Origin of the sequence: Sphingomonas faeni (genome assembly GCF_003053745.1) — a bacterium.
GTDB classification, from domain to species: Bacteria; Pseudomonadota; Alphaproteobacteria; order Sphingomonadales; family Sphingomonadaceae; genus Sphingomonas; species Sphingomonas faeni.
On record NZ_QAYE01000015.1, the window covers coordinates 1 to 20,333 of the forward strand.

Consider the following 20,333-nt stretch of genomic DNA (forward strand, 5'->3'; position numbering starts at 1 on the left):
AGAGTGCGCGCCGGTTAGGCTGCATGACGCCCTGCCGGATCGTAGTAGATCTCCGTCATCCGGAACTTGCCGTCGACCTTCTTCATCTGGACCACGACGTCGACGAGGATTTTCAGGAGCGAGCGGATGTCGTCGCGGGCCAGGTCCGCACCGCCTTCGCTCTCTTTCACCAGCAGCGTCAGTTGCTCGAACGCCAGCTCGGCCGAGTCCGCGTGTATTGTGGTTATCGAGCCCGGATGACCGCTGTTTACGTTGCGCAGGTAGAAAAAGGCGGTCCCGTCGCGCAGCTCCTGAAGCAGGATGCGATCGGGCCTCATGCGCAGTGCGCTTTCCAGCAGCTCTTTGGCCGTCACCTTGGCGGTGCCGGTGCCATCCTTGCTATAGATCATGTGGACGACGTTCCTGTGCGGCACGACAAGCTCGCGCGTGTCCTCGATCGTCAGCAGCCGCTCATTCTCTGGAATGAGCTTGATGAGCCCCTTGGAAAACGTCGTCTTCCCCGAGCCGGTCGCGCCCGAGATCAGGATGTTGAGCCGGCTTCGCACGGCTAGGTCGAAGAACTCGACGTGCTTTCCGGTGTTGAGCAGGCCCAGTAGCCGTTCCTCGACCGGACTGACCCGTTTGGTGGCGACCTTGGTTTCCGCGAATAGGCCGCTCGCCTCGAAATCCGCCATCGTCATCGTCTTCGTCGACGGTTTGCGCACCGTGATCGATACGGTGCCGTCGGGGACTACGGGGGGAAGGACGAGCTGGACCCGTTCGCCGGTCGGGAAGACTGTCGAGCAGATCGGCGTCTCGCGCGTCACGTCCTGCGACGTGAACGCGGCCGCAGCGCGGGCCAGCCCGTTGAGAGCCTCGAGGGTAAGGTCGGGCTCATTTTCCCAAGTCCACCCGCCATGCCGCTCTACGCCGATGATCGAAGGTTCGTTGATGACAACTTCCGTCACGTCGTCTTCGTCGAGATAGCGGCGAAGCGGGCGCACGGCATGATCGAGAATCGCCGTGTTGCGGAAGCCCGGTGCGGTCACTTCAGACCCAGCCCGTAAACCTGGGAAAAATCGAAATCCTTGGCGACGGTGATCGCCAGCTCGGATCCTTGGTTGACCCGCACGACGGGGCGGATCGTCTGCGTATCCTGTAGGACCGACGAGGTGGTGTCGCCGGGGGTGCGGAAGACGGTCGACCCGGCCGGGCTGACGGCCTGGCCGGCGATCTGTCCACCCGTATCGAGGACGCTGAACAGAAGGGCGGCCCCGAACCGCTGCCAGAAGAACCGATCGATTTTGCCGGTGACGCCTGCGCGGCCGAGGGAGTCGGACGCTGGGGAGCCTATATCGATCGCGACACCGCGCGGCGTGACCGCGCGTGTCCACATCGCGAAGAGCCGACCCTGGCCGCGTTGCAATCGCCGCCCGGTTCGGTCAGGCAGTCAGCTTCGTCTACAAGATGCTGCGCCTTTCCGCGCTCGCCCCGTCCCTGATCGACCTGATCGCCAAGGACCAGTTATCGCTCGAGGCCGCGCGCGCGCTCACCCTCACCGACGACCACGACCAGCAGATGAAGTTCGCCAAGGCGGCGAACGGCCACGCCCACACCATCCGCCGGATGCTCACCACCGAGAAAGTCGACACGACCCACGGCGCATTCCTGTTCGTCGGTCGCGATGCCTATGTCGAGAAGGGCGGCACCATCACCGTCGACCTGTTCAGCCAAGGCGCGGAAGGCTTCGCCGACCAGCCCGAACTCGTGCAGGAACTCGCCGAAGAAAAGCTGGACGGCATCGCCGACGAATATCGCAGCATCGGTTGGCATGAGGTCCGCGCCCAACTCGACCGTCCCTACGACCTCTACATGAAGGGCAGCATGTATCCGGCCACGCGCGAGCCGACCGAGGCCGAGGCGGCACGGATGGACGCCATCGACGCCGAGATCGAGCAGATCGCACAGGCCGAGGGCGAAGACAGCGAGAGGATCGAGCCGTTGTCCGACGAGCGCGATGCGATCACCGAGGCCTTGCGCGCTTTCAACCGCGAGCAGGTGGCGGTCGGGGGCGTGGCACTGTGGGTTTCGCAGGACGGATCGATCGGCAAGAGCTTCTATCGGGCAAAGGCCGAACCCAAGCCCAAGGCGACCCACGACGGCCCGACGCCGCTCTACAGCAACAGCCTGATCGCGGACCTGTCGCGCATCAAGACGCAGATCGTACAGGAAGCGGTCGCCGCCGACCCGGCGCTCGCGCTCGACATCGTGCTCGACAGCCTTGCGGGGCAATTGCTCCACGGCGCGCACAGCTACCAGATGGCGATCGACGTTCAGGCCAAGATGGTCGCGATCAACGTGGCGCAGGAGTTGATGGCGACCAGCGACGTTCGTCCGGTCGAGGACACGATGGCGACCCGCTTTGCGTCCATCCCCGCCGAAGGCCGGTTCGAGGCGATCCGCGCGATGGAGGCAGACGACAAGATGGCGTTGCTCGCCGGGTTGGTCGCGATGACCGTGGACGGCACCCTGTTCGCGGGCGGTTCCCCCGGGCAGCGGCACCATCGGTTCGAGCAGATCGCACGGGCGAGCGGGGTGGACGTCGCCGCACGTTGGAGTGCCCCCATCGGCCTGTTCGACAAGATGCGCCGCGCCGCGATGATTGACCTGTTGCGTCAGGAAGTCGGTGCCCCCAGCGCCGAGAATTGCGCGAGCATCAAGAAGAAGGCCGACCTTGCCGTCAACGTGTCGGGCCGGTTGCCCGCGAACTGGCTTCCCGCCCCGATGAAGATCGGTGCCTTCGATCAGCCCGAGCAAGACCCGGTCGACTTCGACACCGATATCGACGGCGATGATATCGAGGGAGCGGAGGACGATCAGATGGCGGACGACGAGATGGCGTGAGGCGTCATCGGGGGCCGGTGCAGATCGGCCCCCACTCTGCCAGCGTTGCGCCCATGAGCGGTCCCGTCGCCGGCGCGACAGCCATGCCCCGCATGGCCGTCGCGCCCGCGGCCCTTTCAGGCCCGCGGCGCCGCCCGACCAAGGCCGGGCGGCGCCGTGGCGACTTCGAGAAGGCCGGCGGGTCATGACCGATAAGGCCCGGCGGCTAATAGCTGTCGGCCTACGCCTCTGGATAGGGCTCAGGCATACCGTGCGCTGCCATTTCCTCGTTGATCTGGCGCTCGGCCATAGCGTCCTGGGCGGAAATCATCTCCTCGGTGAGATCGTATTCCTCCGGTATCGGCAGCCGGCCTCCGTTCTGCTGCCATCCAGCCAAATCGCGGTTGAAGCAGGCATTACGGATCGTATACGCAAGCGCGTCCCGATGCCGGTCGTCCGTGAAACCGTTCGCGTTCATGTTTTGGTGCCGCCAAGCCGCAGCGATCAGCCAGAACTCATAGGAATCCTGGTACATGGCCGAAAGATGATACTGTTTAGCGTGTCTCTCTAGCCCATGATATTCATTGTTATTCTTCCGCACCACCCGAGCATCTGGCGGGACAACCGCTTTGTCTTTCCACTTAAAGCTGTCCTTCATGTAAGGGAACAGATCGACAATCCCTTTCGAGGTGCCGAAATGCTTGGCGATGAATTGGCTGACCAGCGGATCGTAGGACTCCTCCCATTGCCAGCGGCTTTGCACAGCTCAATCTCCTACGGCTGATGTTGATCGTAATAACCGTTTCTACGGTATGCGGACGCAGCACGCATAGTGGGAACGTGCTTTGGCGAACCAACGTCGCCTTCAGGCAGCTTCTAGCTCCTTCAGCAGGTCGCCCAGCGCGCGACGCCGGTAGGCGTTGAACCAGCGCCGTCGCCGATGCTCGGCCGCATCGTGGATCATGTGGCAGCGCTGGCATAACGCCGCCAAGTTGCGCGGCACGTTGTCACCGGGATTATGATTGAGATGCGCGCACGCAATGTAGACGCGGGTCGTGCGGGCGAGCGCGATCAAATTCGGCTCGCGCGGACGTGCGCGCCGCCCCCGCCCATCGCGCCAATGATGATGATCGCTATCCCACCATCGACCGTCGCCAAGATGCACTACCCACTGCCCATGCGGACGCCGGCAATGCTCGCAGCGGCCCTTAGCACGGCCGAACCGGATGACCTTCGACAGCTCGGGCCAGTCGATCGGATAAAGCCAGCGATGTTCGGGCATGATGGGCACGCACCGATTCTGAATCATCGTGATGCAGAACGAAAGGGGAAAGTTGCCGTACGTCTAGGCAAGAAAAGCAGAAGGCGGGGGATTTCTCCTCCGCCTTTTACTGGTGACGCTGGCGCAATTGCGCCGATGGTGCCGGGCCGGCCGCACCAGCAGACCAGCCAACGATCAGTGCCCATACGGTTTCTAGTGAAACGGCGCAGAACTTCATCACGTTAGTTGCTGGGTTCAGGTTGGTGTTCTTGTTCTTGTGCGTCTTCACAACGCGAGACTTTGAACGTGTAATCATAGGCTTTTCCTCCATCAGTTTGACGCTTGCGAAACGCAGCATCAGAGCCAAAAAAAGGACACCGATAATCAGCCAGCCTGCGGGGATTGAACCCCCCAGCACCCCGAAGCCTAAAAGACCATTACGTATGTAGGTCGGAGATCCGCGCAATCAAGGTAGGTGTGCCACGTGGCACACCCCCAAAGGACGGCTTGTCGCGCGGTGGTGCGGACTTGCGGAGTTCGCACGACGCTGTCGGTGTTATCACCGTCGCATGATCGAAAAGACGTGTGATGTAGCCGTCATGAAGAAGAAAGGCGGACTAGCGTAAATGCCGAAGAGCCTTGTCCCGAAGATGCGACGTTCCCTGGCCGACCAATGTGCGGAGATCGGCGTACCGTTTAGCCGGATCGAGCTGCCCCGTGACCACGCTGGGTGGGAGGTTTCGGGCAAACCCTACTTACGACCGGAACACGCTGTTGCGGCCCTGATGCGCGCCGACGGATGGACGTGCGCTACCTGTGAGGGGGGGCCCATGCTGCTGCTTATGAAAGCGGCCTGCCTTCAGCGGCTTATGGAATTAAATAAGCTGGGGGCCACTGACAGCCTGCGCCGTTTTCTCGAGGCGCAATTCGTTATCAATGCACAGAACATCGACACCATCATCGCCGCCATCGCGACCACCAGCATTGACCAGGTCTGCGCGAATTTCGAAGCGATCTATGCGGCAGGGGTCGACGAGTATTATCCCGGTGTCTCCGTCGATCTGATCCGACAACTTCACGGCGCACTAGGCCCGCTGCTGCCGCGTATCGCGGCGCGCTTCGCCACCGATCCGTATGCCTTCCGCGCGGGTTGGCCGGACGTCACCGCAGTACGTGACGGGATGATATTGCTGCGCGAGGTCAAAACGAGCGACAAGCTCCACGCCTCTCAGCTGCAAACAATCGGCGGGATGCTTATCGCCGAGGGGATGCCGGTCGATGTCCTCCAGCTCGTCGCCGCCAAAATTGCCGCGCCCACGTCGCGATAATCCTCGCTACGCTCCCGTTGCCGGGAGCGTCCGTTGGGAACACCAAGGGCGCTGCCCTTTCGTTCCCGAACGACAATCGACCGCCCGTGTAATCCGCCGAGCGTGGCACCCGACGCCCTGGAGGGCATCGGCCGCGCTAGGGCGGCTCGCCCGCACCAGCGGTAGATTCTCGCTCCCCCTCCCCATCCCGTCCTCGCCGGACAGGCAGGGCCGTGAGGCCGAGTGGCCTTGCGGCCCATGCCAGAAGGAGGACAACCATGCCGACCCCCGAGCAGATCGACACTATCCGTCGCCTCAACGACGCCGCGCGCGAGCGCCCCGGACACACCTCGATCGCCAACGTGACGAGCGGCTTTCATGCCCTCGCCGACACCGATCGCTTCGCTGCGCTGGCCGCGATCATCGGCTTTTCCGCGTTCGGGGAGGGCAACGACCCTTATGGCGAGCATGATTTCGGCGTGGTCTATCGCCTCGCTTCTGGGCAGTGGACGCAGGAGCGACCGGATGATGCCGCACAGATCGCCGAGTCCGTTTTCTGGAAGGTCGATTATTACGACGCCACGCTCACCTATGGCAGCGACGCACCTTGGGACGAGCAGCGGACAAAGCGGGTGCTGACGATCATGCTGGCAAGCGAATACTGATCGCCCCCGCCGTGCGCCGCGCCCGGAACGGCACGGCGCACTGTTGGAAACCAGCAGTGATTCATTGAGAAATCACGCCGTTGGGCGTAGTGTACGAACGAGAAAGGATGATGCGATGGCCCAGATCGATATCGAAACGCTGCGCGAGCGCATCCGGCTGATGGACTTCAAGCGCGGGACACCCGAGCAAGTTGCCTTGTGGCGCGAGGATGTGGCGGAGGCACGGGCCAATCTCGACATCGAGGACATGACGCCGACGCCCGATGAGGACGCGATGTTTGCGATGATGCTCGACGAGGGCGTCCCGCCAGCGGTGATGCCGTCCATCATCCTCGGTCTCTATAAGCCCGGATCGCGCCAGATCGCCGCCTGACGTCGGTGAGCGATCCCTATACCTATCCGGGTACGGACACCCTTCGAAACCGGCTCGGCATCACCGAGGAAAAGACGCTCACCGAAGCTGAGCGGCGCCTCACTCAGGCGCGCGGCGCCGAGGCCGCGCGCCTGACCTTTCCCGCGACCGCAGACGGCTATCGCTCACTCCACCGGCACCTGTTCCAGGACCTCTACGATTGGGCGGGCCAGGACCGCACCGTCAACATCGCCAAGGGTGGATCGAGCTTCGCCGCCGTCCCTTATCTCGCGCGCGAGCTGGACAAGCTGTTTGCCGATGCGCGCGCGAAGGAAGGCTTTCGTGGCCTCCCACGCGACGAGTTTTTCGACCGGCTCGGCAACCACATCAACGAGATCAACGCCATCCATCCCTTCCGCGAAGGGAATGGGCGCACGATGCGTCATCACGTGGCGCAGCTCGCGCGCGACGCCGGTCATCCGATCCGTATCGCCTCGATCGACAAGACCGCGTGGATGGAGGCGTCGCGTCACGGCTTCCTGACCGGCGATCACCGCGGCATGACCGCGGTCCTTGCCGGCGCGGCGATCCGGCGAGATCCCGCGCCCGAGGCGCGGATCGGTCCCGCCGGGATCGCCATGCTTCCGCAACGTGAGCCGCCCGAAGGGCAGCGGTACAGGGTGACGCTCGCCAGGGCGCGCGAAGAGCTGGAGCGGTACCTGCCCGCTGCGCGCCAGCAGGCGGCCGACCGGCTGCGCGGGATGATTAAGGAGGGCGCGCCGTCCGCTGCTATCGCGAACGCCCGCACCGAGCTGGCCTATGTCCGCCATGCTAAGGGGCCGGTCTACCAGACGCACCTTCTCACCTATCTCGGCATCCGACAGGTCGATGCCGTCGTCGGCCCCCAGCAGACCCCGCTCGAGCGCGTTCGCGAGATCGGCGCAGCGCTCGGCGTACAGATCAATGCCCACCAGCCGACGCACGTCCAGCGCGCGGTCCGTGCGCTGGAGCGCCCCGTCCTGCCGACCGGGCATTCGCCGGGTCAGGAGCGGCTTGCCGAGCAGTTCGTCAAGAACACGCCCGAGAAGAACCACGCTGATCCGCGCCTCGCGCCCGCGCAGGCGATCGTCGACGCCGCCATGCAGACGGCGCGGGAGCGAGGCGATAGCAGTCGCATGATCGGCACGATCGGGGAGTCGACGCGGCAGCTCGTCGCCGATCGGATCAAGGCGGGCGATGCGCTGGACGCCGACCTCGGACGCTCTGGGGACGCAAGCAAGACGTCGGCACCGCCGAGTAGGGATCGCACCCGCTAACGAACGCGGCCGATTGTCAGCGCTCCTTGCGACGTGTCGGAAATACCGGCCCGCGTACTGTCATCTTGTTGGGATCATAGGGCTTCTGCAGCGCAACAATCTCGTCGTAGCTACCGCGAAGCCAGGTATCGACATCTTCGGGCGCTAGGATCGTAATCATGGCTTTAGGATGGATCTGGGCGACGAGCGTGTTGGGATCACACGTCACCATCGTGAAGCCGTTGCCTTCCGTGGTCCGTTGCCAGAAACCAGCAACAGCAAACACCGGCTCGTCGGTGACGCTGAACCACATCTCCCCTTTCAGGGGTGGCTTCCCGTCGCCCAGGTCGTGCTTTTCCGGTGTGAACTCACAGAACTCCGTTAGCGGGACAAGGCAACGGTTTTCGGGCTTCTCCGCCAGTTTGCGCCACTGAGGCAGTCCGAGTTTGCGCACGTTGGTCATCGGCCAAGCCGCCTGTCCACCGAGAACGTCCCAGGACATCACGTCCCAGGCACGCTCTCCGTCCTGTTCGCGGACGATGTAGTTCCTGCTCTTGGGACGTAGTTCGCGAGGATCGAAACGATTGTCGCGTGGCCGCTCGCTGAACAGCTTCGCGGCCGATTCCCAGTGGGTTTCTGGTTCACTCAGCATCCGAGCACGGTTACACATGGCGGCAGCCCTAGTTGTCGATCGCCTGGTCCCGGAGTGCAGCAGCAAGCCGAGCCAAGAGATCAAGAACGTGCTCGTCGGTCTCACCTTCTGAAAAAGCCTCGACGATCTGCGCCGCCTGCTCGAAATTGCCGTTCTGATTAGCCATCCGGTTACGATGCCTGACCAGCCGCTGATCGGCAATAAGCCGCTTGCGTCGCCATCGAGCGACTACGTGTTACGTTGCCGCTTTCTCGGATTATTGCGTGGTTTACCCGTTTCGCGGTCCAAGAACATGTTCACCGCAATGCTCATCGCGTTTTCGATTTTTGAGATTTCGATCGGCTCGAAATTCCAGGCCCAGAGCGGGTTGGCCTTGTTCGCAATCGCGACTGCAGGAAAAGCGGGAACGGAATGAGGGTTCAGCTTCATGGTGAACTCCACCCCAAAAAGGTGAAACGACCATGTGTTGTCGCCAAATCCGTATCCTTTGGCGGGTTCAAACATCAATTCGTGAAGCGGCTCCCCTTGGCTGACGATGATCTTTCGAGCAACGATCAAAGGTGGATCGTAGCTATGGGAATCTTCAAATAAGAAACTGCGCAGACGCGGTTCCGCCAAACCAAGGGCAAGATTTCCGTGGTCCCGCTTCACTTGTGAAACCCCACGACGCCATATGCAGGCGGCAATGAACCTGACGAGGAGGTCAGGCCGCGGGTTCGGGACCTCCCACATGTTACCCTGAAATATGGCCCTACCGTTGCTGTGAAATGTTCTGACGAACTCGATGCCATAGGCGTCGCAAGCATTGAGCCTGTCTTCATGCAGCCGGCACAGGATCGTCTTATCAAATAGGCCCTTGGCTTGGTACTTGACACCAGGCGCGTAAGCGCTGGCTTCGTATCCATGTTGCCCATCTCCCGCGATGTCTCGGTAGAAAGCCCGGGGAACGATGTGGGATTCAACGGTGTGCGGGTCGCCGCAAATCAGGCAGGCCATGGAGGCTCCAGCTAACGGATATTCTGTCGACTGCTATGACGCGTGGCTACGCCTGAACAGGCAAATAGCTGATCACGCGTCAAGTTGGCGTGGTGTCCTCATAACAGCCTGCACGGCGCAACTGGCGGACGATCCCGTTGAACGCAGCGGTCACGCCCTGCGCCCTGCCGATCTCGTTTTCCTGCCGGGCGGCATCCCAGTAGAGTTCGAGCGGCCAGCGTTCCGGGCAGTGCGGCAGCAGACAGCGCAGCGCCAACCGGATCTCGACGACGTCGACGCGTGCTTCCGAGCAGCGTGCGACCCCGCCACGCAAGATATGCACCGACAGCGCGATGATAACGCGTTGATGGCGGACGAGCTTTGCCATCAGTGAAAATCGTGAGATTTGAACTTCACGACGGCTTCCGCATCCATGCCGTCCGCATGGGGCGGCCAGTAACAGTTGCGCGGACCCGGGCTCCAGCCTTTGTCGCCGCGGTCGGGGGAGCCAGCATGTTTCGCACCGTCACCGCGGCCGGTCCGGTGCGGGAACGACATCTCGCCGACCCGGTGCAGCAGATCGCCGTGGTCGATGATCCGATCGCAGATGACGTGGATGACCTCGCCCTCCTTCTGCACTCTGCCCTTCATGCCGATCATCGAGGCGGACATCACGGTGCGGCGCTGGCGCTCGAACCGATCGGGCCACAGGATGCCGTTGGCGATCCCGGTCTCGTCTTCGATCGTGATGAACAGCACGCCCTTGGCAGACCCCGGTTTTTGGCGAACGAGTATGATGCCGGCCACCTCGACATGCCGTCCGTCGCGAATGGTCGCCAGGTCCGCGCATTTGGTCACGCCCCGCCTGGCCAGCTCATCGCGCACGAAAGCCAGCGGATGCGCGCGAAGCGAAAGCTGCAGCGCACGGTAGTCCTCGATGACTTCACGACCGTCGGTCAGTGGGCGCAGCGCGACCTCGGGCTCGATCCCTTCCGCGCTGACTGCCTGATCCGCGCGATCGGCCGCAGCAAACAGCGGCAACGGCGCTTCGCCGAGCCCCCTCACCTTCCACAAGCCCTGCCGACGATCGGCGCCGAAGCTATGAAAGGCGTCGCCGTCGGCTAGCTTCTCGATCACCGCGCGCTGCACGCCCGATCGCCGCCATACGTCTTCGACGCTCTCGAACGCGGTCAGCTCGCGCGCACCGACGATCTTGGCGCCGTCCGCGTTGGACAGGCCGCGGATCTGCCGGAGCCCCAGCCGTACGGCGAGGTACCGCCCGCCATATTGCTCCAGCGTGCAGTCCCAGCGGCTGGCGTTGACGCAAGGGGGGCGAACCACGACGCCGTGCTCGCGCGCATCGCGCACGATCTGGGCGGGCGCGTAGAAGCCCATCGGCTGCGCGTTCATAAGGCTCGCGCAGAACACGTCCGGGTGATGATGCTTCACCCACGACGAGGCGTAGGAGATCTTGGCGAACGAGGCGGCGTGGCTCTCGGGGAAGCCGTAGGAGCCGAAACCCTCGAGCTGGCGAAAGGTGCGCTCGGCAAACTCACGTGGATAGCCGCGCTCGACCATGCCCCCGATGAGCTTTTCGCTGAAGTGCGACACGCCGCCTGTAAATTTGAACGTCGCCATGGCGCGGCGCAGCTGATCGGCTTCGGCCGGCGTGAACCCGGCGCCGACGATCGCGACCTTCATCGCCTGCTCCTGGAACAGCGGCACGCCGAGCGTCTTCTCCAGCACCGCGCGTAGCTCGGGCCTTGGGTATTCCGGCTTCTCCAAGCCTTCGCGCCGGCGCAGATAGGGATGGACCATGTCGCCCTGGATCGGTCCCGGCCGCACGATCGCGACCTGGATGACGAGGTCGTAGAATCTCCGCGGCTTCATGCGCGGGAGCATCGACATCTGCGCGCGGCTTTCGATCTGGAAGGTGCCGAGCGTGTCTGCCTTCGAAATCATCGCATAGCGGCGCCTACGAGAGTTTTACGGCTGCACGAAACCGATCGCGGCTTAGCACCGCGCAAGCGTAAGGCGAACGAATGCGCCCTCCTGGCATCGCAAAACTCACTTCCCTGTCATGACGCCCTAAGCAGCTGCTGCCTCTTCTACCCGCTCAATCATCCAATCCAGCGCGTTCGCTCGTAAGCAGGCCCGTGCAGTGGCGGCGTAAGCCGAGTGTGGACTAGCCAGCAAACTAAGCTTTCCTGCAAGGCGTTCTACCCTCAGGTGATCCAAGTCGGTGCAGGAGTCATAATCTTCAGGACAAGCTAAGTGATATTCCTCGATCAGTGCTGAAACCTCACGCCACTTCTTCTTTCGGGCGGCGATTAACCGAGGACTATCTAAATATAAATAATGGACGGTGGTCTCCACCCGCTTTTTGATGATAGCATTCCTAGGGTCCGCAGGCGCTGGTATTCCTTCTTCATCAAACGTCATTAGCTTGGGGTCGTTCTTATTGGTTGGATCTAGCAACAAGACAATCTCACCAGCTGTGCTCCGCTGAGCCCACGTGGCTCGAACTGATCCCGCGGACAACGGAAAGTAATCCCATTTGCCGCGTGTGACGCCTTTCCCGTCCTTGTGAGGCGAGTTCGGGTAGCTTCCAGCAATACGATAATTTTTCCAGTCGAAGGCCAGCCACATATAACCGTCGTGTGGTGTCCTATCCGCATCAAGTGCTCGCGATTTGGGACGAAAGTGGTCCACGTGCCAGTCGGAGACTGCATCGGGTGCCTCGGAATACCAGCACTTGTTATGGGACATGGCAAGTAGCTGATCTTTGATGATACCCCAAACACCCTGCTTTTTACCTATGTAACTGACCCGCTCTGTCTTGGTCGATATACCTTCTAATTCGGCCTGATATGCGGCTACCGTATCGAGCCAATCGACAGGTATCTTTGCAACATCCTGATAGATATAGATCACTGATGAGCTCCCCGTCTATCGAGCAGACGCGAGAGGATCTTCCGGGCGACCTGATTTCGCTGATCAATTGCTTCAGGCGACAAAGCTACACGACCCTCAACCTTAAGAGCGGTAAACGCCTTTAAGAAAAGTTCGTACTCTGGCTCACGGTCTTCAATAACAAATCCGAGTCGCTTGAGCCGCTCACTCAGATCTAAAAGTCTGAACTCCTGCTTTTTTGAGCGGCTCTCTAACCGTAGCAGAGCGTTTCGTTCATCAAGATCAGATTGTGTAGCGGGATCTAGCGTCGTTGGAAGTCCGAATATCTGAGTTAAGATACTCGTAAACCCTAGGCCGCGTGGATCAACCTCCGGAGGCCGAATATTGACGCTACCATCATCAATCCGAGAAAAGACCTGTACTTGTGAAGCTTGTAAACTGCCAATTGTCAGGGGGTCATGCGTTGTAAGTATGATGTGGCTTTCGCCACGCCGGGCGACCTCATCGACCAGCTGCAAGTATCCCCATTTCCAGTTGGGATTAAGGTGGGTGTCTGGCTCGTCAAGAAGGAAAAGGCTCTCATCCTGGCTAGTAAAGCGCATCAGGCCTAAAACACTTAATAGCTGCTTTTCACCGTCGCTTATTTCATGAAATGGGATTTCCCCTTCGACCTTCTCCTTATTGACCCAAATTCGAACCTCCCGAACGAGATCGGAGATATCGAGGGTTTCAAGAAGAGCAAAGAATGTCCGTTCATCGCCGAACGACTTAGCGACCTCGTTAAGCGTAGCAAGGTCCTTGATGTAGATGTATATCTGCTCTTCGTTACTCGGCTTGGCGCGGTAATCGTCCTGCTCTGGACTAGAGTCTTCAATAGGAGAGAGTGCGTGAACCCATAGCTTGTCTAAAAGCGTTCTTACCAAGCCAGACGAATTCCAGAATGTCTGCTGACCGGAACGCGCTCGAGCTTTTCCCGCCTTCTCCGCCCACCGCGGGCGACGAAGAATTATTAAAGCGCTATCGAAGCCCACAATTCCCATATTCTTCCGGAGGAAGGTAGTGGCTGAGTCCGAACCAAATGCAAAGTAACTGAGAAGGGCGAGCTGACCATAGGAGGGGCGACAATAGAACAACCTGCGTAGATTAACATCATGAATGTCCGCGGACGTCGACTGCGTCGATATAACCTTCTTGTAGTAACGAAGCTGATGCTTATCAAAAATTTGCTCTAACCTCCGGCTAGATCCGGAGTAATATCCGAATACGTTCGCTGGTAAGTAGAAAGACTTTCCCTCTCTAAAGGCAGCGCGCGATATATTGGCGCCATCTATACTGATTTTCGGCGCTTTGCCCACGCCCTTCGCATCAACTACGACGTCAAACGAGTGGCAGCGGTAAGCGATGGAATACCCGAACGATGAAGTTACACCGAGGTCTAGATCTCGGAATATTGTGGCTAAGGCCTCGATAACATTCGACTTACCTGTACCGTTCTCGCCGACAAGGACAGTTGAGAGCTCTTTCTCGTCAAAGTCGATCCGCACATCAACGAGGTTTTTGAAGCCATATACTTCAAGCCAATCAATGCGCATGGTTTGCTACCAGTAGCTCGGGTGACTTGCCGACCGCCACCTGTCCCAACGATATCTCCTGGCGCAACTGCTTATAGAACTCGTCGATCATGAGGCCGCTTTCGCGCCAAACCTCTTTTGCGGTGGGCGTCCCGCCGAGTGTCAAAATGGTGGTTTGGAGGTGATTTGATGACACGTCGACGCGCCTCTGTTCTGCCATTTGTTCGTTCCTTGGACCTTTTGATGATCGTGGAGCGGAGGGGCGTGGTGCAGCCGCCGCCGACTTGATGGGCCGGTGCTTTTCCTTTTTCGCGGTCGTCAGGAGTTCCCGCAAATCGACGGGCGTGCTCCGCTGGGCATCGCTCGGGAAAAGCGTTCCCTTAAAAGCCCGATCGATAATAGACGGTCGGATACCTCCTAGTGTCGTTGCTGCGACCCCAATCTGCCGCTTCACGGCCTCGACGACTGTCATCGTTTTATCAACGAACTCGACTACCGATTTGTAATCGGCCTTGTGAGGCAGGGGAACCGGGAGAGCTCTGAGCGTGCTACCGCTTATTTTGGGCATGCTTCCAGACGTTCCGGTTGCGTTAGACCGTATGTAACGGCGCGCCGACGGACTATTGAGGTACCGCCATAAATATTCACGAAGAACCGGGTCAGCAATACGCAAGCGCATCATGAGATCCGGGTATATGTACGTGCTCGTTGGTCCGTCAAAAATCGCCGCGGCACCAAGATATTCCAGACTGTTTGCACGCTGAACCAGAAGGTCGCCGGATCTCAGCCAAAAACGTGAGTTCTCGGGAGGTATCTCATAAACTCTTTTGACAGTTGCATCGTCAAGGCGAAGGGAGCCGGAGGTTGTCGCGCTTAGCTTAAGTGTGAGGGCTCCTGTTGCGTCTGGACCGGTTTTTGGAGACCAGCCGTTGACCGGCCCTTCGTCGACGAGGTCCCCCAAAAGGCGGTATGCTCGTTTGTTGGCTGCCGTCCCGTCTCCGTCTCCAAACGCTATGTCAAGGCATGCACCTCTGTACTGCTCAACCGCACGAAGCGCACTATCGAGACTTACTGCGGTCGCAGCAATCTTAGTCTCGGCATTGGCTACTACCTCAGCGATGCGAACTTGCTCGTCTAGCGGAGCGATGCGCACTTTCGTCTTCAACAGAACGGACTTTGTTATGTGTCGGAGGCCGACGCCACCGTGCGCTTGTCCTATCAACTCTTCCAATGTCTGATTGATCGCTAATTTTAGAAAGCGAGGATCCAGCTTTGACTGATCAAACACCACACGGAAAATGTGTTGGTTCAGTACGGCCGGGGCACCGGTCCAAATATGTGCGCCAAACGACGTGCCCGGCGTTCCGGACCAAGCAAACAATAGGTCGCCGTCGGCTACTTGATGCCGAGGGTCTACAAAACCATCAAAGTGATTATAGGAGGCGCTGACGTTATTAAGGTTTTGAATCCTAATTATAGGCTTGCCATCTTTGCCCCACTCGCTTGGTTTGAAAGCGCGGCCGTTAATGAACTCGCAAATGCTTCCCAGACTCGTCTCCGCCCAGTGATCGGTCGCGGTCATTGAGCAGGCACTTTCGCATCCAGATCGTCGGCTAAAGACTCAAGCTGGCCCATCGCATCAACAAGCAACTGGTTTATGATTACGATCAGCTCTTCTGGTTCATGCACAACGGTCGGTGATGAGGCGTCTCGAAGCCAGCTAATATCGAGATTATTGTTCCGTGCCTCGATGTCCGCGCGTGAAAAATAGCGGAACCGTCCATCTTCACCCAGATCCTCCCGTGGGGACGCACCTAGTGGGTCACCACCAAAGCATCGCTCGAAATCCGCTAGATGATCGGCTCTGAGCGGCTGTTTGCGACCTAAGGCAGGCATGTTCGACCGAAGGTCGTAGATCCAGGTGCCCTTCGTATTGCCCGTTTCAGTATCACCCTTCGAGAAAAACAAAACGTTGGTCATGACGCTCTGGGCATAGAATATACCGACGGGAAGGCGGACGATCGTATGAAGGTTGCATCGGTCGAGGATATCTTCCCGGACCTTACGCCCTACCCCTTCCTCAAAAAGAACGTTGTCTGGAAGGACAACTGCCGCTCGCCCCCCAGCCTTGAGTCCGAGATAGATATGTTGAAGGAAGGCCAGTTGCTTATTCGCCGTTGGAAAACGGAAGTCTGTTCGCTGTTTGCGCGCGGTACCAGATCGACCGCCGAACGGCGGATTGGCTAAAATAACATCGGGAGGGGAAAGAGCAGCAGCGTCAGTTGTCAGTGCGTCACCCAGGACCATTTTGATATTAAGGCCATGAAGAAAGGCGTTCATTAGGCAAATACGGAATGTACCCTTTTCTATTTCCATCCCCTCGAAGCGGATCGCCTTATCTACGGCGGGTGGCTTAGAACCCTGTCGCGTGACATATTCCTGCGCCGCAATTAAAAAACCGCCGCTACCCACAGCCGGATCCTGAATAAGCTCGCCGTGGCTAGGTGATACAAGCCGTACAATGGAGTCTATAAGCGCTCGTGGTGTGAAGTACTGCCCAGCTCCGGACCGTGAGTCTTGGGAGTTCCTCGCGATCAGACCTTCGTAGATATCGCCCATGGCGTCGGTTGAGATCGCCGACAAATCTAATTTGTCGATACCGTCGATCACCGCGCGCACGTTCTCACTGTGGGAGAAAACAGTGGTCGGAAATGCGTAAATCTTTCTTACCCGTTCGTCGGGTGCATGACCGCCAAGAAATGTAAGCACGTCTCTATAGTGAGTAAGTAGATCGTCTCCATCATACTCAACTAAATCCTTCCATCGATAACCAACTGGGATCAACCGCTCGCTATCGTTTGTTGCAGCGATTCTTAAAAATAAAAGATATGTCAGCTCAGAAATATACTGGTGATAGCTAACACCATCGCCGCGGAGGATGTGGCAAAGACTCCAAATCCGTTGAACTATGTTTTCCTGAACGGCCACTTACAACTCCTAAGCTCGAACGAGCTATAACTTATACAAAACCGGCAGGTATGCGCTGTGCCCTTCATATTACCAATCACACCGTTGGCATGTGCGGGCTCTCTTGGGCCTCGGCGCTAATGGTTTCTTGGGCGGCCGCGGGCAAGTGCCGGTAGAGCGTTGCTATGGAGACACCGATTGTGGGGGCGATTTCTCGCGCCGACATTCCTGAGGCTAGCAAATTGCGGGCTGCTTGAATCCGGCGCGGCGTCATCACAGTTTTCCGTCCGCCTATCCTACCCTCGCGACGTGCCACTATTAGGGCAGCCGTAGTCCGCTCCCGTACCAGGTCGCGTTCCATCTCCGCCATAGCGGCCATGATATGAAAGACGAGTTTGCCAGCGGTGCCTGCGGTATCGATACCGTCGGTGATGGAACGCAAACCGACGCCGCGATCAACTAGCGTTGCCGCGAGGTCGACAAGCCCTTTCATGGTACGACCTAACCTGTCGAGTTTCCATACGACTAGGATGTCGCCAATCCGCGCGTGGGAGAGCGCTTCTGCTAAGCCAGCGCGGTCAGCCCTCGCGCCACTGGCCTTGTCAGAAAAGAGACGCTCGCATCCCGCCTCTCGTAAGGCGTCAAGCTGTAGGGTTAGGTCTTGCTCGGGCGTAGAGACCCTTGCGTAGCCGATCAGCATATGACGTTCTCAAAACTCATAGCGAATGCCTACCACGACGAAGAGCTTTCGCGAAAGGGTTTTGAGACTCGCTGTGCTCCTGCTATCGTGTCTCACATGGGCGCCAATCAAAAAGGATCGTTTGTGAGACGAGGCGACGCCGGCGATACCGCGCACCGGTTGGTCCGCGAAAACACGAAGATTGACGGCGATCGGGTCGGCAACGGCCCCTTTCACGAGGGAAACTATGCTGCCATTCGTGTTTTCGCGGACCCGGGCGATCGAGCGTTCGTGCTTTCGCGGACCCCGTCTTTTGCGGTGCCCCTACAGGTTGCGGCATGACGGAGGGAGCATCTTCACAAGGCAACCTGTTCGTCCTTGATAGCCCGCTGCTGACCGAGGTCCGCGGCGAGCAGTCTTTGATGGCTTACCCGTTCTTCGCGCTGACCAAGACGGCTTGGAAGCGGTCGCTGATCTACAAGACTGACACGGTATCGATCGAGATCGGTCCTGGACCGCGCGGCGTTGCCACGATCTACGACAAGGAAGTCTTACTCTATATCGCCAGCTTGCTGGTTGCAAAGCTCGACGCCGGTGAGGCAGTGGCCCAGGACTTCTACTTTACAGCCCACGATCTTTTTCGCGTCACTGGGGTAAGTGGATCGGCGCGATCCTATACGCGGTTGTCCGATGCTCTGGAGCGGCTGCAGGGCACGCAGATCAAGACAAACATCGAGGCTGGTGGAGAGGGGCAGTCGGGCTTCTTCTCCTGGCTGTCGGAGGCGCAGCTTCATTATACGAAGACCAAAAGTGGCGATAAGCGGTTGAAGGGCGTGAAGGTACGGCTGTGCGATTGGTTATACCGCGCCATCCTGCGCGATCGGCGTGTGCTGGACTACTCACCGCTTTATTTCCAGCTCGGCCCGGTCGAGCGTCGACTCTACGAAGTCGCTCGATCGACCTGCAAAGACGGATCGGTCCAAGTCGGCCTCGACGACTTGCGGCTGCAGCTCGGCTACCAAAACTCGCTGAAGCACTTCCGGCATGTGATGAAGGGAATATCGGATGCGGACACCGTGCCCGATTATCACATCGTCATGGATGACGGAGCATCGGTTGAGACAGCAGCGGGTAAACGCCGAACAACAGCTTCGACGACTGTGACTATCACACCGAAGGCGAGCCTACTTTCCGCGTAACGAATGGCCTTCAACTGATTCGATCTCGAGACGACAACGGTCCGAGAAAACACGAAGCAGCGTCCGCGAAAGCACGAACTCCGGTCCGCGAAAGCACGAAAAGGACTAGCCTAGGTCCGCGAAAGCACGAACTTTTGTTGGTATAAGTCCGCGAAAGCACGAACTGTTTCTATTTCGTTCAAGCGCAGCTTGCGCCAAAATCCCGTTGCGCTGTCGGCATTATTCGACGGGCATCAAAGGGATCGGCTGTGACCACATAAACGAATGCCCGGCACGAAGGCCGGGCACCCTGGAACGTGATGAGCGATGCTTGGCGGCATCGATCGGGACCCCATTGGGGACAATACGCACCCTTCTCATATCCGTTCTCGAGCCTCGGTTCAAGGGAGCGCGCTTCGCGCCACGCTCTTGTTTTGCCTGGTCCCGGCCTCCGAAGAGGGGACGGACGATGGGAGCTATTACGATTGCGCGCGCGAGCTTCATGGCGCTCGAACGAGCGACAAACGAGCGCGCCAGGTCGCGATCGGGGGCACCGAACCCGACGCGCGCCCACGTGCATCCTCACAGCCGTAAGGCCGGCACGTTCGAGGACGACTTTTTCTACAGCTACGCCAAGGGCGAGACGGATCGGCTCTATCGCAACGCCGTGGAACTGCTGAAACGCAAGAACGCCATCAGGCGCCTTGCCCGCACCGAGGGCCGCCAGCTCACTGAGGCCGAACGCCTCGTTACGCTGATTACGCCTGCAGCAGTGCGGGTGTTCGAGCAGCTAACGCAGCTCGCTCGCACCTGCGCCGGCAAGGTTTTCCCAACATGGGAGTGGATCGAGACGCACACTGGATTGTCGCGTGCGAGCGTTGGGCGCGGCCTGTCGATCCTTGTTAAAATGGGGTTGCTCGACAAGCAGAGACGATGCGTCCCGATTGAACCGACACCCGATCGCCCGAAAGCACGCTTTGAGCAGACGTCCAACGTCTATCGGATGCGTTTTCCGAACCGCCTGGTCGGCTTCCTTCCGCGATGCTTTCGCCCTTCTCCGCTGCCCGACGACGTGGTGCAGCGGGATGCCGATCGTATCGAAGAGATTGAAGCGATGCGTCTATGGCGCTCGCCCCGCCAGGTTGTGGCTGAGGATATCAACGACGCCGGCCTCCGCAGCATCATGATGCGCCTCGCCATCAGCATCGAGGAACGAGAGTCTCAAAAAAATGGTCAACCGCTCCTAGATTCATCTTTCCCGTGTTCGAATGGAGTTGGCCTAGCCGGCCAACGCTCTAACGCCTGACGGCAAAAGAACGCTAAACCCCACTGAGACACTCAACAGAACCACCTTCACCAAGCCCAACCGACGGACGCGCCTACGGCGCGGTGCCCCCGACGGGAGCATGCGTCTTCTGTTGCACCCAAACGGTTGAGCTGGTGCTTGGTCGAGCCGTTTTTCGGGCATGATCGCGGCCGTAGCGCCAAGTTCCCAGCAAGGGCGCCGCGGTAGTCACCGGCATCATCCCCTTTCCACGTTGTCGATACTCGGTTTCCCCGCAGGCCGAACCGAGCTGCGCCCATGGTCGTCACATACCGAGATCCTAGCACTAGCCAAACCCCACACCGATCGCGATGGCCCAGGCCGAGCCCTTT

The 20,333-nt window shown here is 59.4% G+C and carries 22 protein-coding genes and 1 pseudogene; 8 read left to right on the forward strand and 15 right to left on the reverse strand.

Annotated elements, in window-relative coordinates; all coding sequences use genetic code 11:
* Positions 1-14: 14 nt before the first annotated feature.
* Together virB11 and C8J25_RS18805 are read right to left on the reverse strand one after the other, a co-directional pair.
* Positions 15-1,028, reverse strand: coding sequence for a P-type DNA transfer ATPase VirB11 (virB11, locus tag C8J25_RS18800; protein ID WP_107955891.1), 1,014 nt, complete (start codon positions 1,026-1,028; stop codon positions 15-17).
* Positions 1,025-1,375, reverse strand: a complete 351-nt coding sequence (locus C8J25_RS18805) for a TrbI/VirB10 family protein (RefSeq protein ID WP_244187219.1) — start codon at positions 1,373-1,375, stop codon at positions 1,025-1,027. Before C8J25_RS18805 ends, virB11 begins: the two co-directional genes overlap by 4 nt.
* Before the next feature lie 71 nt (positions 1,376-1,446).
* Between C8J25_RS18805 and C8J25_RS18810 the strand changes: the two genes are divergently transcribed.
* Positions 1,447-2,883, forward strand: a complete 1,437-nt coding sequence (locus C8J25_RS18810) for a chromosome partitioning protein ParB (protein WP_107955892.1) — start codon at positions 1,447-1,449, stop codon at positions 2,881-2,883.
* Between the two features lie 220 nt (positions 2,884-3,103).
* Here C8J25_RS18810 and C8J25_RS18815 read toward each other — a convergent pair whose 3' ends face one another.
* From C8J25_RS18815 to C8J25_RS20455, 3 genes are all read right to left on the reverse strand, one after another.
* Positions 3,104-3,625: a hypothetical protein gene (locus C8J25_RS18815; RefSeq protein WP_107955893.1), complete on the reverse strand. Its 522-nt coding sequence runs from the start codon at positions 3,623-3,625 to the stop codon at positions 3,104-3,106.
* Between the two features lie 102 nt (positions 3,626-3,727).
* Positions 3,728-4,171 carry a hypothetical protein gene (locus C8J25_RS18820; protein WP_244187220.1) on the reverse strand — a complete coding sequence of 148 codons (444 nt, stop codon included), beginning with the start codon at positions 4,169-4,171 and terminating at the stop codon, positions 3,728-3,730.
* A gap of 79 nt (positions 4,172-4,250) precedes the next feature.
* Positions 4,251-4,481 (reverse strand): hypothetical protein, encoded by a 231-nt coding sequence (locus C8J25_RS20455; RefSeq protein ID WP_146173408.1) that lies wholly within the window; start codon positions 4,479-4,481, stop codon positions 4,251-4,253.
* 472 nt (positions 4,482-4,953) lie between these two features.
* On the opposite strand from C8J25_RS20455, the gene C8J25_RS18825 reads away from it, so the two are divergent.
* From C8J25_RS18825 to C8J25_RS18840, 4 genes are all read left to right on the forward strand, one after another.
* Complete coding sequence (locus C8J25_RS18825) at positions 4,954-5,451, forward strand: VRR-NUC domain-containing protein (protein ID WP_146173409.1); 498 nt, start codon at positions 4,954-4,956, stop codon at positions 5,449-5,451.
* Between the two features lie 257 nt (positions 5,452-5,708).
* Positions 5,709-6,095 carry a DUF3768 domain-containing protein gene (locus tag C8J25_RS18830; protein WP_107955895.1) on the forward strand — a complete coding sequence of 129 codons (387 nt, stop codon included), beginning with the start codon at positions 5,709-5,711 and terminating at the stop codon, positions 6,093-6,095.
* A gap of 115 nt (positions 6,096-6,210) precedes the next feature.
* Positions 6,211-6,468 carry a hypothetical protein gene (locus tag C8J25_RS18835; protein WP_107955896.1) on the forward strand — a complete coding sequence of 86 codons (258 nt, stop codon included), beginning with the start codon at positions 6,211-6,213 and terminating at the stop codon, positions 6,466-6,468.
* Between the two features lie 5 nt (positions 6,469-6,473).
* Positions 6,474-7,763, forward strand: coding sequence for a Fic/DOC family protein (locus C8J25_RS18840; protein ID WP_107955897.1), 1,290 nt, complete (start codon positions 6,474-6,476; stop codon positions 7,761-7,763).
* A 16-nt stretch (positions 7,764-7,779) separates the two neighbouring features.
* On the opposite strand, the gene C8J25_RS18845 is transcribed toward C8J25_RS18840, so the two are convergent.
* The 10 genes and pseudogenes from C8J25_RS18845 to C8J25_RS18880 all read right to left on the reverse strand — a co-directional run bounded on the left by C8J25_RS18845 (position 7,780) and on the right by C8J25_RS18880 (position 17,520).
* On the reverse strand, positions 7,780-8,412 hold the full coding sequence (locus C8J25_RS18845; RefSeq protein WP_107955898.1) for an SOS response-associated peptidase family protein: 633 nt from the start codon (positions 8,410-8,412) through the stop codon (positions 7,780-7,782).
* A 10-nt stretch (positions 8,413-8,422) separates the two neighbouring features.
* The gene (locus C8J25_RS20855; protein ID WP_167397773.1) at positions 8,423-8,560 is read right to left on the reverse strand and encodes a hypothetical protein; all 138 of its coding nucleotides are present in this window, start codon (positions 8,558-8,560) and stop codon (positions 8,423-8,425) included.
* A gap of 62 nt (positions 8,561-8,622) precedes the next feature.
* Complete coding sequence (locus C8J25_RS18850; RefSeq protein WP_107955899.1) at positions 8,623-9,390, reverse strand: hypothetical protein; 768 nt, start codon at positions 9,388-9,390, stop codon at positions 8,623-8,625.
* Between the two features lie 79 nt (positions 9,391-9,469).
* Complete coding sequence (locus C8J25_RS18855) at positions 9,470-9,757, reverse strand: hypothetical protein (RefSeq protein ID WP_107955900.1); 288 nt, start codon at positions 9,755-9,757, stop codon at positions 9,470-9,472.
* A pseudogene (locus tag C8J25_RS18860) lies at positions 9,757-11,337 on the reverse strand (helix-hairpin-helix domain-containing protein); the annotation flags it as partial. The pseudogene C8J25_RS18860 and the gene C8J25_RS18855, both read right to left, overlap by 1 nt.
* Positions 11,338-11,457: 120 nt before the next feature.
* Complete coding sequence (locus C8J25_RS20460) at positions 11,458-12,303, reverse strand: HNH endonuclease family protein (protein WP_146173410.1); 846 nt, start codon at positions 12,301-12,303, stop codon at positions 11,458-11,460.
* Entirely contained in the window at positions 12,300-13,874 is a 1,575-nt protein-coding gene (locus C8J25_RS18865) for an AAA family ATPase (RefSeq protein WP_107955901.1), read from the reverse strand. The genes C8J25_RS20460 and C8J25_RS18865 overlap by 4 nt, the downstream gene beginning before the upstream one ends.
* A complete protein-coding gene (locus C8J25_RS18870) occupies positions 13,864-15,435 on the reverse strand; it encodes a restriction endonuclease subunit S (protein WP_107955902.1) in 1,572 nt (523 codons plus the stop codon). Before C8J25_RS18870 ends, C8J25_RS18865 begins: the two co-directional genes overlap by 11 nt.
* The gene (locus C8J25_RS18875) at positions 15,432-16,841 is read right to left on the reverse strand and encodes a class I SAM-dependent DNA methyltransferase (RefSeq protein ID WP_107955903.1); all 1,410 of its coding nucleotides are present in this window, start codon (positions 16,839-16,841) and stop codon (positions 15,432-15,434) included. Before C8J25_RS18875 ends, C8J25_RS18870 begins: the two co-directional genes overlap by 4 nt.
* 76 nt (positions 16,842-16,917) lie before the next feature.
* The gene (locus C8J25_RS18880; RefSeq protein ID WP_107955904.1) at positions 16,918-17,520 is read right to left on the reverse strand and encodes a recombinase family protein; all 603 of its coding nucleotides are present in this window, start codon (positions 17,518-17,520) and stop codon (positions 16,918-16,920) included.
* Positions 17,521-17,616: 96 nt separating this feature from the next.
* On the opposite strand from C8J25_RS18880, the gene C8J25_RS18885 reads away from it, so the two are divergent.
* The 3 genes from C8J25_RS18885 (at position 17,617) to C8J25_RS18895 (ending at position 19,983) form a co-directional block, all read left to right on the forward strand.
* On the forward strand, positions 17,617-17,841 hold the full coding sequence (locus tag C8J25_RS18885) for a hypothetical protein (RefSeq protein ID WP_107955905.1): 225 nt from the start codon (positions 17,617-17,619) through the stop codon (positions 17,839-17,841).
* On the forward strand, positions 17,838-18,698 hold the full coding sequence (locus tag C8J25_RS18890) for a replication initiator protein A (RefSeq protein ID WP_107955906.1): 861 nt from the start codon (positions 17,838-17,840) through the stop codon (positions 18,696-18,698). The genes C8J25_RS18885 and C8J25_RS18890 overlap by 4 nt, the downstream gene beginning before the upstream one ends.
* Positions 18,699-19,146: 448 nt before the next feature.
* Positions 19,147-19,983 carry a helix-turn-helix domain-containing protein gene (locus C8J25_RS18895; RefSeq protein WP_107955907.1) on the forward strand — a complete coding sequence of 279 codons (837 nt, stop codon included), beginning with the start codon at positions 19,147-19,149 and terminating at the stop codon, positions 19,981-19,983.
* The last annotated feature ends 350 nt before the right edge of the window (positions 19,984-20,333 follow it).